Raw genomic sequence first — 16,731 nt, forward strand, 5'->3', positions numbered from 1 at the left:
TTCGCGATCTCCCACAGCCCGTCCGGAACAATCCAACTCCACGTACCCCGCCCCATGCCGAGTTCAACGACGCCTCACCACGTAGGACACGGTCTAAAAGCTGTCCTGCCTTCCATGCGTGGGTCTGCTCTGGTCGTTCGTGGGATCGGAGGGCCCGGTCAGGCAGTGCGGGCGCGGTTGTCGAGGCGGACGACGCCGTCGTCGCACAGCATCCCTGTCCTCCTGCGACCGGCTGAGCGGGTTGCAGGAGGACAGGTTGCGTTCTGCATACGTTCGCTCCGGCGCAGCAGAGTCGGTCCGGGGCCGCTACCGGGCGGGGTCTGTCATCTGCCGATGCCCTGGCCGAACCCGCCGTCCACGGGCAGTTCCAGGCCGGTGGTGAAGGTGGCTTCGACGGCCAGGTACAGCGCGGCGGCGGCGATCTCCTCCACGGTGCCTCCGCGGCCCATCGGTGTAGAGGCGTTGCCCTGGTCGATGAACTCGGCGCGCTGCTCTTCGGTCAGTTCGGCAACCCCCATGGTGGGGGTGAGAATGAACCCGGGGGCGATCGCGTTGACGCGGATCTTGCGGGGGAGCAGCTCGGCGGCGAGCACCTTGGCGAAGGCGGCGACGGCCTCCTTCGCGCCGGAGTAGGCGCTCAGGCCAGGGAAAATCTGGTCGTTGGAGACGGTGGTGAACACGATCGAGCCGCCCTCGGACATCAGCGGTGCCAGCCGCTGCACGGTGAAGAAGGCGCCCTTGGCGTTGACGTTGAAGATGCGGTCCCACGACTCCTCGGTGACCTCTTCAAGCGTCTGGAACTCGGCGATGCCCTGGTTGACGAACAGGTAGTCGATGCCGCCGAGGTGGTCGGCGACCTGAGCGCCGAGGGCGGCGATGGCGCTGGCGTCAGTGGCGTCAGCGCGCACCGGGTGGGCCAGCGGAGTGTCGAGCGCCGCCTGGGCCTCGGCGAGTCGCTGGTCGCTGCGGCCGGTGTACATCACCTCGGCGCCGCGGTCGGTTAAGGCCCGGACGATGGCCCGCCCCATACCGATGGTGCCGCCTGTGACGACGGCCTTCTTACCCGCCAGGGACTTCGGAGCGGTGGTGGGAGACTGCTGGGTGCTGTGAGTCATTGCCATGGCGGTTAAGCTAAACCCTGACGTTGATGTCAGAGTCAAACCTCTGTGCCGGGAGTCACATGTTCATCGGCGAGCTGTCGAGGCGGACCGGTGTCAGCACCAGGAGCCTGCGGTACTACGAGCAGCAAGGGCTGCTGCGACCGCAGCGGCGAGCGAGCGGCTACCGGGAGTTCGACGAGTCCGACGTGGCCACCGTGCGCCGGATCCGGATCCTGCTCGCGGCCGGGCTGAACACCGACCTGATCCGGGAGGTGCTGCCCTGCATGGCCGACGAGGGAGCCATCCTGGCGCCGACCTGCGAGGAGATGGCCCAGGATCTCAAGGCCGAACGCGAGCGCCTGGGCCGCTCCATCGAACAGCTCCAAGCTGCCCACGCCATGCTCGGCTCGATCATCCACGCAGGCGGACCGGCCACCGTCCGGGCCGACTGCGACGGATAGGGACGCGAGCTCCGCGGCGGACGCGTCCAAACATCGCCGCACCGTCTGATCGGCCCCACGCCTCCGGCACTGCCTCGATCCGCCGCCCAAAACCAATAACGGGATTTCCCGGTGCTGATGTCAAGCGGCGACTGGGGCAGAGAGTGAAGCGTGACAGCACTCTCTGTCACGGATCATCGCCCACAAGACGTTGATTCGTCGGCGGGCGAGAGCAAGGAGAGCCTGCTTGTGTCCCTTTCCCTCACCACGCTGTCGTTGGTAGTAAGCCTTGGAAGCGGGACACGACTTGAGGCTGGCCAGCGCCGACAGATACATGGTCCGCAGCAGACCGCGGTGATAGCGGCGGGGCCTGCGAAGGTTGCCGCTGACGCGGCCCGAGTCATGGGGCTGCGGGGCCAGGCCGGCGAAGCCGGCCAGGCGGTCAGCACTGCCGAAGGCGTCCATGTCCCCGCCCGTGGCAGCGATGAACTCGGCGCCGAGCCTGGCGCTCATGCCTGGAAGACTGCGGATCACCTCAGCGTGCGGATGCTCGCGAAAGCGGGCCTCGATGAGAGCGTCGAGTTCCGCGATCTCCTCATCAGGGGCCATCACTCCCTTCGCGAGGCGGACCACCATGGCCGCGGCCAGCTGTTCCCCGGGCAGCGCGGTGTGCTGGGCCTGGGCGGCCTCCACGTGTACCTCGTGCCCGTTTTCCAGGGCAGGGTGGTCTTCAGCTGTTGCGGATGCGGCGGGCCTTGGCCACGAGCCTGCGAGACAGTTTCGGCCCCGCGCAGGCGTAGTCGATCAGCAGGTTCCGGTAGGTGGTGTTCGCGAGCTCCGGCGCCAGGGCGATCAGAGCCTTCAGATCGCCGGACAAGCCGGAGAGGCGTGTGCGGTAGGCGGCGGCCGCCGCGCGCAGCAAGACTTCGTGCGGTTCGTGTTCCAGGCCCTGTGCGGCAAGGCGTGCGGCTGCGGCGAAGTCGCCCTGTTCGGCGCGTACATCCGCCAGGTCCAGGTAGAGGGACCAGTTGGCGGGGTCCAGGTCCAAGGCGTCTTCGAAGGCCGCCGCAGCCTGGTCCAGGTTGCCCATCACGCGCCAGGTGGTCGCCCGTGCGACCGCGGTCCACATGACCCGATCGACAGCATCGGCACGGTCGCACAGCGCGAAAGCCAGCTCGTAGTGGCCACAGGCCCGGGGCAGCCGGGCCATGGCGGCCAGCGACTCCGGGACGGGGCTGCGCGCGGACACCACCTCGAGGGCGTGGAACCAGGGCGCGAACCGCGCACGCATCTCGTCGGTGTCCAGGACATGGCCGTGGTCCAGCGTCCGCAGACACGCCTCGGCCAGCGCCTCGGCACTCACCGCACCGAGAAAGCGTCCGTCGCCGAACCAGGGTGCGGTGCCCCATGCCACGTCGGGTCGCGCGCCCGTGACCGAACCGAGGGCCATCACCGCGTCGTCCATGTCCCCTTCGAGGAACAGGAAGTACGCCTGCGCCGGCACGGCGCTCAAGGAGCCGTCCCCTTCGAGGCTCTCCTGCAGTTCCGGGCGCCGGTCCCGCCACAACTCGGCGAGCGCACCGTAGGGCTCCGGAGCTGCCGGCGCCGAGGCTATCGCCCCCACCAAAAGCTCCACGGCGCCGGCCGGGCTTGCGCCGCAGTGCGCCATCACACCAGCGAGACCGACTCCCGCCGCCACCGACTGATTCGACATCGCTGAAGAATATCCACGGCCAAAGGTTCTGTGTGCCCTTCCGCCGGGGCGGCGGTACGGCTGTCGGCGATCCGAAGTGACGGCCGATGGGTAACGGCGGCACAGAGGCCGACGCTCACCGCAGTCGAGAGCAATGCTCGTGTCGGCGACGGCTGTGGCTATATCGGCTACTACGGCTGACACCCGAAACCACCCGCTGGCCTGCCGTGTCCTGCCTGGCAGCAGGCCTGCCAGGGCGGTCCCGAACCAGCCAGCCGGCCCTACAGGGCGCGCGGCTGCAGGAGTTCCCGTACTCGGCCGGGACGGTGTGAGCGGCCCGGCCGCGGGTAGACGGCTGATCGACTGGGGAGTGAAGCGCAAGGGCGGCGCGTACCTGTGGTGAGTACGCGCCGCCCTCGCACGCGTCGTGACGCTGAGATGATCCGGGCGGGCGGGCCCGTAGGAGGGTCGCTTCGGCGGCGTGCTGGGTCAAGAGCGCAGACGCTCCTTGCCGGCGGGCCGCACGATGACCTCGTGAGCCGCCGGCTTGGCCGGCGCCGCAAGCGGCCGGAGCGCCCAGACCGTTCCCTCTCCCGGGTGGTGCCGCACGGGCGGAAGGACAAGGACGGCTCCCAGCCTGGGGTGTGGACCTGCGGGCTGGCGAGAGCCGTCCGGGATGTGCGCGGCGTGCCGTGACTGCGGTAGAGTGGATCTTGAGCACACTGCCAAGTTTGCCGGTGGTGGGCTGTGCGTTGGTGGTCCAAGGAAAGACGCCCTGCTTCCTGCGGGGAAATGCAGGTGCAAGGCCTGCCCGGCGCTCCATGAGGAAGACCCCCATCCCTGTTGTCCAGGGCTGGGGGTCTTCTTTGTGTCCGCTCGCCGGGGTGTTCAGCCGCAGTCGTTGCGGTTGATCTTCAACGAGCGGGTCTGGTCGTTGAGGTTGTAGCCGCGCAGGTCGTGGATGGAGCCGCCGCTGCGGGTCACGCACTCCCTGTGCCGTTCAGAAACTCGTTGCAGCCGGTCAAGCCGCATACCTGTACTCGTTGATGAGGCCGCCCGATATTCAGGTGCGGAGGAGCCGGTGCGCGGTCAGGCCGGTCGGGTGCTCGTGGGCGCGGGGAGGGAGTTGTCCCCGGGCCTGGTGGGGGCGATGGCCGTTGCAGTGGGGGACGTAGGCGTCGAGGGCGCGTCGAGCGTGGCTTCGTTCAGGATCAGCAGGTGATCGGGGAACTCGCGTCGCAGTGTGCCGATGGCTCTCTCGCAGCGTGCGTTCATCCGTGGGGACCGCGGCGCGGTCTCCAGGGTCTCGATGCCCTCCGCGGCGAAGGCCGCGTCGAAGGCCTCGGTGTATTTGCTGTCCCGGTCGCGGAGCAGGAAGCGCGGTGACTCGAAGCGCACGCCCAGGTCGGCGGCGAGGTTGCGGGCTTGCTGTGCGCTCCACTGCGCGGTGGGGTGAGCGGTCACGCCGGCGAGGTGCAGGCGGCGTGTGCCGTGCTCGAGGAAGACCGGTGCGTGGACCCGGCGGAGGTCCACCAGGTCGATATGGGCGAAGTCGCAGGCGATGATGCCGTCGGCCTGTGCTGTCAGGAATTCGCGCCAGGTCGGGCCGCTCCTGCGGGGAGCCGGGTCTACGCCGGCGGCGGTCAGGATCCGCCAGAGCGTGGACGCTCCGATCTGATGTCCCAGCCGTGCGGGCTCGCCCTGGATCCTGCGACACCCTCGGCGCGGATTCTCTTCGGCCGGGCGCAGCGCCAGCCCTTTGACGGCCTGCGCAGTCGGCGGCCGGCCAGGCCTGCTCCGGCGCTTGCTGTCGTCCCATCGGCGTGCCACCAGCCGCCGGTGCCACGCGGGCACGGTGCCCGGCGTCACCCAGAGCACCTCCGTCCAGCGCCGCCGGGGTATCAGCGAGGATGGGGCTGCGAACCGCAACCGGTCCGCCGGCTCGTGCCGCACCGGACCCGCGAGCTGCCGACGCAGTACCGCGTTCTCGTGCCGCAGGACCAGAAGTTCGGCGTCCTCCGCCGCCTGCCGGCGCAGAAGAACAGCCAGGGCTGAGAGCAGCTTCCTCGTCGCCTGATAGACCAGCGAGACAATCACCCGTGGCATCGTCCCAGGCAGCCCCGAGCACCACCAGACCCCCTACAACCTGCAGCGACGCATTTTTGAACGGCACAGGGTGACGAGGTGGCCGCACAGGTCGGTCAGGGTGTGGGTGCCGCGGGCGGAGTCGACACCGTCCAGGAGGCCGAGGTAGATGCCCGCGCCGCGGGCCTCGATGCCGGTGCCGTCGCGCCAACGCCTGAGCTATCGGGCTCCTCACCGCCTGTGGCACGAACAGTGCCTGACTCGACCAGGCTCAGAGTACCGTCGCCAGCGTGGCAAGCGAGGCCCGGTAGTCGGGTCCGGTGGGGATGAGTACGGCGCTGGTGACGCCGGAGGTGAAGAGGTTGTCGAGGCGGGTTCGGACGTGTTCGGCCGTGCCCGCCAGAGTGAGTTGCTCGACCCACTTGTCGGGCATGGTCTGGGTGAACGCCTGGGCGCCCGTGCTGGTTCGGCGCAGTTCGGCGAGGTCTTCGTGGAATCCGAGCGGTGCGATGTGGGGTTTCCAGTCGGCGTTGCCCAGGGCTTTCAGGGCGGGTCGTGCGGTGGTGAGGGCGGTGCGGCGGTTCTTGTCGACCACGGCAATGTTGTAAGCGGTGAGCCGGTGCGGACGCTGGGGGTTGATGCTGCGTAGAGCCTGGTGGACGTAGGGGGGTGTGACCGGCTCGGCGAGCAGGGTGCCGTCGGCCGTTTCACCGGAGACGGCCAGTGATTTGGGGCTGCGGACGCCGGCGAAGACGTCGGGGGTCTGTTCGGGGACTGTCGAGGGGTGCAGGCGCAGTCCGTCGAGGCGGACGTAACGTCCGTGCGTGTCGGCGGGCTCGCCCGTCAGGAGTGTTTTGAGGGCGTTGATGTATTCGCGCAGCAGTGTCAGCGGGCTGTGCGGCCAGGCGCCCGCGCTGCGCATCCAGTCGGGCATGCCGTGGCCGACGGCGATGTCGATGCGGCCGGGGTGCAGCTGGGCGAGCGTGGCCGCTTCCATGGCGGTGAAGGCGACGTTGCGGGCCGCGGCGGGCAGCAGTCCGACGCCGACGCGGATACGCTGGGTGCGGGCCAGCACGGTGGCGGCCTGGGCGAGTCCTCCGCGGTGTCCGAGGTCCTCGACGACCCACAGTTCGTCGAAACCGCAGGCGTCCGCCTCGCGGGCGAAGGCGATCATGTCGGCCGGCTGGATGTCACAGGGCAGAAGGACACCGATCGCGCCTGTCGCCTGAGTCATCAGTTCTCTCCCCTGTCGACGGATGTGTCGTGCGCTGCCGCTCTCAGCCGTTCTGGGCCTGGGTGCTGATCTGTGCCCATGCTGTCTTGCCGTCGATCGTGCGGTGGCATCCAAAGGCGTAGGCGAGTGCGCGGACTACGGCGAGGCCTCTGCCGTGGTCGTCGTCGCTGTCGTCGCACGGGACGGCACGCTCGATGGAGTCCGCGCAGGTGTCTGCCACCGCGATGACGAGTCGCTGGTCCTGGACGAGCAGGTGGAGCTCCGCAGGTCCGTTGGGGGTGTGCAGGCAGGCGTTGGTCACGAGTTCTGAGATGACCAAGACGGCATCCTCGACCACGGTCTGGGATATGTCCCAGCCGGTCAGGACTGCTTCGGCGTGATGGCGAGCTGTTCGGACCGCGTGCTGTGTGTGGTTGAGGGGAAGGCGGCTGCTGGGGCCGCTGTTGTGCGGTTGGGCAGGGATACGGTCGATGGTGGGGGCCTTCATGGCGTACCTCGATCGAGGTGGGCGGTGGCAGCGCAGGGACGGCGGCACTTTTGGTGTGGCCGGTGTCGTTTTCCGTTGTCGGTGCGATGGATGGGGGCGGAGCTTCCTGCTGAGTGTTTGCTTGTCGTGGAGGCCGGCTGCGGGTGGCGGGCCTGGCGGTGTGGTTGGTGGGGAGAAACCCCGGACCCGGTAGCGGGGCGGTGTGAAGCCGGGTCCGGGGTGGTTGGGCGGGGCTACTTCACGGCGCCGGCGGTGAGGCCGCGGGTGAGGGAGCGCTGGAAGATGAGGAAGAAGACGATCATGGGGATGACGCCGAGGAGGGCTGCGGCGCTCATGGAGGTGGGGTCGCTGGAGTACTGGCCCTGCAGGACAGACAGGCCGAGGGGGACGGTCTGGTTGTCGTTGGAGATGAGCAGGACGAGGGGGTAGAGGAACTCGTTCCAGCTCCAGACGAAGAAGAACACGCACATCACCGACAGGGTGGGCCAGCTCATGGGCAGGACGATGCGCCACAGGATGGTCCAGCGTCCGGCGCCGTCGAGGGAGGCGGCCTCGATGAGCTCCTTGGGGAAGCTGCTGAATACGGAGGACAGCAGGTAGGTGCCGAAGGCGCTGTAGGTGATGCCGACGAGGATGGTGTAGCCGAGTTTGCCGTCGTAGAGGCCCATCTCCTTGAACAGGTAGTAGATGGGGTAGACGAGGCCTTCTTGCGGCAGGACGTTGACGCCGAGGAAGAAGACGAGGAAGGCGGTGCGCCAGCGGACGCGGCCGATGCCGATGGCGTAGGCGTTGAAGAGGGCCAGGACGACGGCGATGAGGACGACGCCGAGACTGATCTGGATGCTGTTGATCAGCTTCTGGGTGAACTCGACGCGTTCCCAGACGTCACCGATGACGGACCAGTTCCACTGCTCGGGCAGGGACAGTGAGCCGTTGGCGCGGTAGTCGGCCCCGGTCTTGAAAGAGTTGACCAGGATGATGGCGAACGGGGAGAGGAAGGCGAGGACGAAGACGGTGACTGCGGCGATGACGGCGTAGGAGCCGGGTCCGCGCTTTCGGGTGGGGTTCTTCCGGGCGCGGTTGGGTGCGGCGGGGACCCGCTTGTGGGTGCGGGGCCGGGCGGTGGGTTCGGTGGTCGTGGTCATCGTCATCCGTCCTCGCGGGCCTGGCGGGTGAGCATCGTCCCGGCGATGATCAGCACGAGCAGGGTGATCGTGGTGGAGATGGCCGATCCGTAGCCGACGTCGGCGCGCTCGAAGAAGTTCTGGTAGGCGAAGTAGGCGGGGACGAGGGTGGAGTTTCCGGGGCCGCCGCCGGTGAGGACGAAGATCTGGGCGAATACCTTCAGGCCGGCGATGGTGGTGGTGACGAGGACGACGTAGAGCTCGGGGCGCAGGATGGGCACGGTGATGCGGGTGAATCGCTGCCACCAGGTGGCGCCGTCGAGGGAGGCGGCTTCGTAGAGTTCGGGGTCGATGCGCTGCAGGCCGGACATGAACAGGACGAGCGGGTAGCCGAGTTGCATCCAGACCAGGACGGCCAGGACCATCCACAGGGCGAGGTCGGGGTCGCCGAGCCAGTTCTGGGTGAGGGAGGCGAGGCCGACCTTGTCCAGGATGCTGTTGATGGCGCCTTCGGGGGCGAGGATCCAGCCCCACATCAGGCCGGTGACGGCGACGGGGATGACCTGGGGCAGGTAGAGGCCTGAGCGGAAGATGCCGACGATGCCGTCGCCGTGCTTTTTGCCGATGTAGTCGAACAGCAGGGCGGCGAGGAAGAGGCCCAGGACGGTGGGGACGACGGCGATGCCGACGATGACGAAGGCGATGTTGCGGAATGAGGCCCAGAAGTCGGCGTCCTGGAACAGGCGGGTGTAGTTGTCCAGGCCGGTGAAGGTCGGATCGCCGATGCCCTGCCAGGTGGTGAGGCTGTAGTAGAAGGTCATCACCAGCGGGACGACGAGGAAGAGCAGGCTGAGCAGGAGGCCCGGCGCGAGGAAGACGGCGTATCCCGTCGACCGCGGGTGACGTGTGGTTTTCACTGTTGCTCCTGGGTGGACGGGACGGCGGCCGCTGGGCGGGTCCGCCGTCCCCTGAACGGCGTAGGGTGCGGCCGCGGTGCGGCCGGCAGGGTGGCTCAGGACCTGGAGGCGGCGTACTTGTCGTAGGGGGCGGCGAGCTCGTCGAGGACGGTGTCGGGCTTGGCGCCGTTCATCAGGTTCTGGGTGGAGGCCAGCCAGGTGTCGTAGTAGCCGGCGACGGGCCAGTCGGGGTAGAAGGCGAGACCGCGGCCGCTCTGGGCAGTGTGGAAGGCGGTGATCAGCTCGCGGGACTTGGTGTTGGTGATGGTGTCGGCCTTGACCGCCAGGGGGACGTTTCCCTCTTCGCCGATCAGCTTCTGGATCTTGTCCGACATCGTGATGTCGATGAAGTCCTCGGCGAGCTTCTTGTTCCTCGCCTTGGTGGGGATGACCCAGTTGTTGCCGCCGGAGCCGAGGGTCTTTTCGCTGCCCGGGTAGGGGGCGGTGGACCACGTGAAGTTCTTGATGTCGGTGGTCAGTGCGCCGAACCACCAGTTGCCGCCGACCATGATGGGGCGCTTGGCCGAGACGAACTGCTCGGTCATGTTGTTGCCCTTGAGGCCGACGTCCTTCTTCTCGAAGTAGCCCTTGTCGACCCACTCCTTGTACTTGTTGGCCGCGTAGGTGAACTCGGGGCCGTGGAAGTCGACCTTGCCCTTGTACAGCTGGTAGTTGTCGACCCAGGTGTCGTTGGCCTTGGACAGGGCGAGCAGGTAGAGCCAGTGGCCGGCGGGGTGGTCGTTGCCGGCGGTGGCGAGCGGGGTGATGCCGGCGGCCTTGAACTTGGCGAGGGCGGCTTCGAAGCTGGCGAAGTCGGTGGGCTTGGCGACGTTGTGCTTCTTGAACAGGTCGTCGTTGTAGTAGGTGAGGACGAACTCGCCGTAGTTCGGTACGCCGTACCACTTGTCGCCGCCCATTTCGCCCTTGGCGTCGTAGCGGGCGGTGACGGAGGCGCTGTCGCCGACCTTCTTGTCCCAGCCGCGTTCCTTGACGACGGCGGTGAGGTCGGTGAGCAGGCCCTGCTTGGCGAGCAGTCCGGTGGTGGCGTTGCCCTTGTTGTACTCCATGACGTCCGGCGCCTTGTCGGAGTTCAGGATCATGCCGGCGTTCTGCTGGATCTGCTCGAAGGCCTTCTGCTCGAAGACGACCTTGACGTCGGGGTGGGTCTTCTTGAACTCCTCTATGGCCGCGGCCCACGCCTTGCCGAGCGCGCCGTCCTTGTCCTCGTAGTGCCAAAGGCGCAGGGTGTTCGCGTCGGCTTCGGCGGTGTCGGAGCCGCCGCAGGCGGTCAGCGGGGCCAGCAGGGCCAGGGCGGAGACCGCGAGCAGGAGCGGCCTTCTGCGCAGAGCGGGGCGGATGCGCGGGTTGTTCATGGCTGTTTCCTTGGGGTGCATCGTTGCGACAAGGGCGGGCGGTGTCAGCTGGTGGTGCGGCGGTGGACGCGGGCTTCCCACGGCTGCAGGGTGTGCGGGCTCGTGAGGGGGGCGGTGGCGGGGATGTTGGCGATGAGGATGTCGCTGTGTTCCCAGCCGTGGGGCAGGTCGACGGTGAGGCCGGCTCCGCTGAAGTTGGCCAGGACGAGCAGTTCGGTGCCGGTGGCCGCGTCGTGGCGGGTGAAGGCGTAGAGCTGTTCGTGGTCGGGGTGGAGCATGCGGAAGTCGCCGTGGGTGATGACGGGCTCGGTGTGCCGCAGGGCGATCAGACGCCGGTAGTAGTGGAAGACGGAGTCGGGGTCGGCGAGCTGCGCCTTGGCGTTGACGTCCGTGTGGTCGGGGTTGACGGCGATCCACGGGGTGCCTGCGGTGAAGCCGGCATGCTCGGTGGCGTCCCACTGCATCGGGGTGCGGGCGTTGTCCCGGCTGCGGTGCCGGAGCCCTTCCAGGATCGTCGCGGGGTCGGTGCCCAGGGCGGTCTGCTCACGGTGGTAGTTGAGCGACTCGATGTCCCGGAAGTCGTCGATCGAGGTGAACGGGGCGTTGGCCATGCCCAGTTCCTCGCCCTGATAGACGAAGGGCGTGCCACGGTGCAGGTGCAGGACGGTGGCCAGCAGCTTGGCCGAGCGGTTCCGATGGGCGGGACTGTCGTCACCGAAGCGGGAGACCACCCGGGGCTGGTCGTGGTTGCTGAAGTACAGGCTGTTCCAGCCGGTCTCGCCCAGGCCGGTCTGCCAGCGACCGAGGCTGGCCTTGAGATCGGTCAGTTTCAGGGGGCGGACGTCGAACTTGCCGCCGGGGCCCTGGTCGAGACCGACGTGCTCGAACTGGAAGACCATGTCGAGTTCGCGCCGGGTGGGATCGGTGAAGAGCTTGGCCTCCTCAACGGTGACGCCGGGCATCTCTCCCACGGTCAGCAGGCGGCGCGGATGGCCGGCGAAGACCTCGTGGTGCATCTCGGCGATGTAGTCGTGGATACGGGGGCCGCACACGTAGTACGGGTGGCCAAGACCGTAGCGGGCTCCCTCGGGAACGATCCCGTCGGGCAGGGCAGGGTCCTTGGAGATCAGGTTGATGACGTCCATGCGGAAGCCGTCCACACCGCGCTCCAGCCACCAGCGCATCATGCGGTGGATGGCCTGGCGGACCTCGGGGTTGTCCCAGTTCAGGTCGGGCTGCTTGCGGGAGAAGGTGTGCAGGTAGTACTCGCCGGAGGTCTCGTCGAAGGTCCAGGCGGGGCCGGAGAACCATGACTCCCAGTTGTTGGGTTCTGCTCCTGGGGTCCCGGGCTCCATGCCCTCCCGGGGCGGGCGCCAGATGTACCAGTCCCGTCGAGGGCCGTCCGGGCCTCCGTCGCGGGAGGCGGTGAACCAGGCGTGCTCGTCGCTGGTGTGGTTGACGACCAGGTCCATCACCAGTTTCATGCCGCGTTCGTGCACCGAGGCCAGGAGCCGGTCGAAGTCGGCCAGCGTGCCGAAGAGCGGGTCGATGTTCTGGTAGTCGCTGATGTCGTAGCCGTTGTCGTCATGCGGGGAGGGGTAGACCGGGGAGAGCCACAGCACGTCCACGCCGAGCTCGGAGAGGTAGTCCAGGCGCTCGGTGATTCCCTGCAGGTCGCCGATGCCGTCCGCGTTGGAGTCGGCGAAGGAGCGCGGGTAGATCTGGTAGACCACCGCGTTGCTCCACCAGGAGTCGGCGGGGCTGGCCACGTTTTCGGGCACGTCAAACCTCATCGTGTGTACTCGGCTGCTTAAGGTGATGATCGAGGGGTGCTTCAGCCGGGGTGCCGACCGGCGGCGGTAGTGGGTCAGGAGATGGCGGCACCCACCGCGTCACGGATGACGAGGCAGGCCGCGCCCCGAGCCCACAGGTCGTGGCGCACGGGGTCGACGTGGATGTCACAGTCGCGGGCAGCGGTGGAAAAGGCGTGGGCTTCCAGCGCCTGGGACATCGCCGGACCGAAGAGGTCGTGGGCGACCGCCCCCTCTCCGGCGATGATGATCTTCTGCAGGTTCAGCAGGTTGCACATGCCGGCCAGTCCCCGCCCCAGGGCGGATCCCGCCTCGGCGAACGCGGAGCGGGCGACGGTCTGGGCGGAGCCGCCCGACGAGCGGGCGAGATCGACCGCTTCGGAGATGGTGGCGCAGGGGACACCGGCGTCCTGCAGGTGCCGCAGGACAGCCCGGTCCCCGGCGAGAGCCTCCAGGCAGCCGCGGCGGCCACAGCTGCACATCGGGCCCGCGGGATCGAGGGGCAGGTGGCCGAGTTCACCGGCCAGACCGGTGGCGCCGGAGAACAGAGCACCGTCAAGAAGGAGACCGCAGCCGATTCCGGGGCCGACCGTGACGACGGCGAAGGAGTCGACGCCACGGCCCTGACCGAACCAGCGCTCGGCGACCACCAGGGTGTTGACGTCGTTGTTCACGACGACCGGCAGTCCGGTCGCCTCGCGCAGCGGGCCGGCCACGTCGACCTTGTTCCAGTCGAGCAGGGCCGAGTAGCGGCAGACCCCGGAAGCGGAGTCGACGTGACCGCTGACTCCGACCCCCAGGCCCAGCACCCTGTCCGCCGCTTCGGGCGCCTCGGAAAGGAGCCTGCTGGTCAGGGCTGCAGCGGCGGACAGGGCAGTCTTAGGTGTGCAGTCGGCGATCGGTTCCTCGGCGCGGGCCAGGACGTTGGCGGCCATGTCGGTGACCACTCCGGAAACCTGCGCGGGGCCGATCTTCATACCGACGACGATGTGCTTGTCCGGATTGACGTGGAGCATCTTCTGCGGCCGGCCCCGTCCCTGCGGAGCGGTGTCCGCTTCGCGCAGGTAGTCGTGCTCCAGGAGCGGGGGAAGCATCCGGGTCACGCTCGAGGGCACCAGGCCCAGCCGCTGGGCGAGCTGGGTACGCGAGATGGGACCCGCGGTAAGCACGGTGGCGAAGATCTCCGCCCGGGTCTGCTCACCGACAAGCTCCGAAAAACGGATCTTGGACGGGCTCATCACACGCGCCTCCAAAGCTGTAATCGGTCAAAAGCTGGTCGAGCTGGTCCCTCTGTATCGAACCCGCTGCGGTCCGCGCCCTCGTCCATGACGCGAACCCGAAGCCCGGCGCGGGACATCGATCTCCCGCGTCGTTTCCGGCGCCGGTCCGATGGCGCCGGCCGACTGGACATGACGGGAGTCTGTCCTCCCGGTTTTCGTGCGTCAAGAAAGAAAACAGCGCGTTACGCAACCGTGATCGATGCCCGCGCGTGCGCTGGATGGGTGAAAAGTACCGATCTGCCCCCTAGTGAGATCACAGGGGAGGGCTCGAGTGTCAATGAATCTTGTCTTTTTCATTGACACGCGGAAGAAATGACGGGACGTTATCCGGCGACCACAGGGTGCTGGGCTCGACAGCCGGCACTTGCGCGGCATCCCAGTGCCCCGTCGTCTGCGCCGCTGTCTTCCAGCGGAGTGCGTGTTGCGCCCCCGGCCCGAGCGGGGCGGAGAACCGGAGTGTCCCGGCCCCACGGATGAACCCAGGCGCATGCGCTGCCTGCTCTTACCGGTCGAAAGGAGGAATCTTGCACTGGCCCGGCGACCGTTCCCTCCATGGATCACGGACTGCCGGTCCGGTGGGCCGCTGACGGTGGCCATCCACCCGTACGCAGCCCGGGCGGGCCAAGGGCTCGCAGAGTCTGTCCGCCCCACACACCCCCACGAAGCTCACCAGGACTGGCTGCGCTTCCCCCTGAAGCGCAGGTTCTCGCCGGCCTGCGCGCTGATCGAGCCGTCCGCCGGTCCTCATGGGGCGGCGCCAGAGCCGCCGGTGGGCCCCTCATCGCCAAGGAGAAGGACATCAGCATGCCCACAGCAGCACTGAGACGACTGGCGGCGATCGCCGTCGGTCTGGCGCTGGCACTGGCCTCGGTCATCGTGCCCGTCAGCACGGCCGCCGCCGGGACAGCCCCGGCCCGTCCCACCCCCGATGCCCGGGCCGCCTCGGCGGCTGAGCCGACCCCCGCGGACAGCGTCGCCCTGAAGACCTGGTGGCACGACAACTACGAGTTCAACACCACCAGCCCGGTGGCGAACGACAAAGTCCGGCGGTCGTCGTTCTACGACGTGAAGGTCGCCACCGCAGCGGCCCCGACGGCCAAGTACGACTCCTTCGCCTACATGAGCATCCCGCGCAGCGGCAAGGGCAAGATCGGCTACACCAAGGAGGACGGGGCCGAGTTCTCCTCGTCCGCGAACCTCACCATGAGCTGGTCATCCTTCCAGTACACCACCGACGTGTGGGTCGAGGTTTCCCTGCGCACCGGCCAGACGATCTCCTCGGCCGACCAGGTCAAGATCAAGCCGAGCAGCCTGAACTTCGCCAAGGAACTGGTCGACAGCAAGACCGTGCGCGTCAAGGTGCCCTACGACGCCAAGGGCTACCGGTTCTCCGTCGAGTTCGACCCGCAGCTGTACACGGCCTACAACGACATGTCCGGCCCCGCGAACGACGCCGGCAAGCTGACCACGCAGGGCGGCAGCGGCAACCGGGCCGTCCACACCGAGCCCCGCAACTCCATGATGATCTTCGCCGAACCGGATCCCACCGGCGCGGAGAAGGACCGGCTGGTCCCGACGGCTGCCTCGGGCAGCATCCACTACCCGCAGCAGGGCCAGGTCACCAACCTGAACACGATCAGCGAGGAGATCGTGTACTTCCGGCCCGGCACCTACTACATGACCTCCAAGTACCACGCGCTGCTGCCCAAGCAGGTCAAGTGGGTCTACCTGGCCCCCGGCGCGTACGTGAAGGGCGCCATCCGGTTCCCCGACGACAGCCAGGGCCTGTACAAGGTGACCGGATACGGAGTGCTCTCCGGCGAGCAGTACGTCTACGAGGCGGACACCAACAACAACTACGACCACCTCTCCGGCGCGTCCAACTGCCACTCCAGCTGCGTGAAGATGCTGCAGTTCCAGTCCGCGCAGGGCCGCCAGCAGCACCTCGACCTGCAGGGCGTGACCATCAACGAGCCGCCCTACCACTCCTTCGTCGTCTACGGCGACGAGCAGACCTTCAGCATGCGAGTCGAGAACTACAAGCAGGTCGGCTCGTGGTACTGGCAGACCGACGGCATCGAGCTCTACCGCGGCAGCACCATGAAGAACACGTTCTTCAACGCCAACGACGACGTGCTGAAGATGTACCACAGCGACGTCAGCATCGATAACACCGTCGTCTGGAAGAACGAGAACGGTCCCGTCATCCAGTGGGGCTGGACCCCGCGCAACATCGACAACGTGCGGGTGAGCAACACCCACGTCATCCACAACCGCATGTACTGGAAGGACGTCAAGTACAACACCTGCATCCTCAATTCCTCCTCGCACTGGGAGGACATGGGCTCGACCACCAAGGCCGACCCGGGCGCGTGGGTGAAGAACATGACCTTCGAGAACATCACCGTCGAGGGCATGACGAACTGCGCGATCCGCGTCTTCGCCCTGTCCAGCACCGAGAACGTCCACGTCAAGAACCTCAAGATCGACGCCTGGAACCAGCTCGATCCGTCCTCTCAGGTCAGCCTCCTCAAGCGCTACAGCAACAGCGCTGGACAGAAGGTGACCCTCGGCAACGAGACCCGTGACAGCCGCGGCCTGAAGCTGGAGAACTACACCGTCGGCGGCACCGTCATCAACAAGTCCGGCACCAACTGGGCCGCCGACAAGCTCGGCCGGCTCGGCTTCGACGCCGAGAACTGGGACAACTGGAACGCCTGGGGACCCGGCGGCAACAACCCCGACCCGGTCACCGGCGGCAAGATCGTCAACGGTGCGACCTCCAAGTGCATCGACCGCGCCGGCGGCTCCATAGCCAACGGCACCGCCGTCCAGCAGTGGTCCTGCGCCAACGTGTCATCGATGAGCTGGGCGCTCGACGGGCAGCAGCTGAAGTCCGGCGGCAAGTGCCTGGACGTCGAAGGCGGCGCCACCGCCAACGGCACCAAGGCGCATCTGTGGGACTGCGGCGGCTGGGACAGCCAGAAGTGGGCCTTCCAGTCCAACGGCACCCTGAAGAACCTCAAGTCCGGACGCTGCCTGGACATCGAAGGCCAGAGCGCCGCCGACGGCGCCCGCCTGCACCTGTGGGACTGCGGCGCCTGGACCAGCCAGAAGTGGACCCTCGCCTCCTGACCCTCTGTGGCCG

11 protein-coding genes and 2 pseudogenes are annotated in these 16,731 nt (G+C 67.7%); 2 read left to right on the plus strand and 11 right to left on the minus strand.

The window, feature by feature from the left end:
* Positions 1-323: 323 nt before the first annotated feature.
* Positions 324-1,121 carry an SDR family NAD(P)-dependent oxidoreductase gene (locus tag FHS37_RS37895; RefSeq protein WP_229890284.1) on the minus strand — a complete coding sequence of 266 codons (798 nt, stop codon included), beginning with the start codon at positions 1,119-1,121 and terminating at the stop codon, positions 324-326.
* Positions 1,122-1,180: 59 nt separating this feature from the next.
* On the opposite strand from FHS37_RS37895, the gene FHS37_RS37900 reads away from it, so the two are divergent.
* On the plus strand, positions 1,181-1,561 hold the full coding sequence (locus FHS37_RS37900) for a MerR family transcriptional regulator (RefSeq protein ID WP_184829789.1): 381 nt from the start codon (positions 1,181-1,183) through the stop codon (positions 1,559-1,561).
* A 120-nt stretch (positions 1,562-1,681) separates the two neighbouring features.
* On the opposite strand, the pseudogene FHS37_RS37905 reads toward FHS37_RS37900, so the two are convergent.
* From FHS37_RS37905 to FHS37_RS37950, 10 genes and pseudogenes are all read right to left on the minus strand, one after another.
* Positions 1,682-2,233 (minus strand): annotated as a pseudogene (locus tag FHS37_RS37905) (transposase); the annotation flags it as partial.
* A 37-nt stretch (positions 2,234-2,270) separates the two neighbouring features.
* Positions 2,271-3,254 (minus strand): tetratricopeptide repeat protein, encoded by a 984-nt coding sequence (locus tag FHS37_RS37910; RefSeq protein WP_184829756.1) that lies wholly within the window; start codon positions 3,252-3,254, stop codon positions 2,271-2,273.
* A 1,042-nt stretch (positions 3,255-4,296) separates the two neighbouring features.
* A pseudogene (locus FHS37_RS37915) lies at positions 4,297-5,330 on the minus strand (integrase core domain-containing protein).
* A gap of 259 nt (positions 5,331-5,589) precedes the next feature.
* Positions 5,590-6,552 carry an LLM class flavin-dependent oxidoreductase gene (locus tag FHS37_RS37920; protein ID WP_184829758.1) on the minus strand — a complete coding sequence of 321 codons (963 nt, stop codon included), beginning with the start codon at positions 6,550-6,552 and terminating at the stop codon, positions 5,590-5,592.
* A gap of 43 nt (positions 6,553-6,595) precedes the next feature.
* The gene (locus FHS37_RS37925) at positions 6,596-7,039 is read right to left on the minus strand and encodes an ATP-binding protein (protein WP_184829760.1); all 444 of its coding nucleotides are present in this window, start codon (positions 7,037-7,039) and stop codon (positions 6,596-6,598) included.
* 233 nt (positions 7,040-7,272) lie between these two features.
* A complete protein-coding gene (locus FHS37_RS37930; RefSeq protein WP_373304332.1) occupies positions 7,273-8,190 on the minus strand; it encodes a carbohydrate ABC transporter permease in 918 nt (305 codons plus the stop codon).
* A complete protein-coding gene (locus FHS37_RS37935) occupies positions 8,187-9,080 on the minus strand; it encodes a carbohydrate ABC transporter permease (protein ID WP_229890283.1) in 894 nt (297 codons plus the stop codon). The genes FHS37_RS37930 and FHS37_RS37935 overlap by 4 nt, the downstream gene beginning before the upstream one ends.
* A gap of 95 nt (positions 9,081-9,175) precedes the next feature.
* Positions 9,176-10,492, minus strand: a complete 1,317-nt coding sequence (locus FHS37_RS37940) for an ABC transporter substrate-binding protein (protein ID WP_184829764.1) — start codon at positions 10,490-10,492, stop codon at positions 9,176-9,178.
* Positions 10,493-10,536: 44 nt separating this feature from the next.
* Positions 10,537-12,273, minus strand: a complete 1,737-nt coding sequence (locus FHS37_RS37945; protein WP_229890282.1) for an alpha-glucosidase — start codon at positions 12,271-12,273, stop codon at positions 10,537-10,539.
* Positions 12,274-12,359: 86 nt separating this feature from the next.
* Positions 12,360-13,541, minus strand: coding sequence for an ROK family transcriptional regulator (locus FHS37_RS37950; protein WP_184829767.1), 1,182 nt, complete (start codon positions 13,539-13,541; stop codon positions 12,360-12,362).
* Between the two features lie 846 nt (positions 13,542-14,387).
* Here FHS37_RS37950 and FHS37_RS37955 point away from each other — a divergent pair.
* Complete coding sequence (locus tag FHS37_RS37955; protein WP_184829769.1) at positions 14,388-16,718, plus strand: family 49 glycosyl hydrolase; 2,331 nt, start codon at positions 14,388-14,390, stop codon at positions 16,716-16,718.
* The last annotated feature ends 13 nt before the right edge of the window (positions 16,719-16,731 follow it).

Source organism: Streptomyces griseomycini (assembly GCF_014203535.1).
In the GTDB taxonomy this organism is placed as follows: Bacteria; Actinomycetota; Actinomycetes; order Streptomycetales; family Streptomycetaceae; genus Streptomyces; species Streptomyces griseomycini.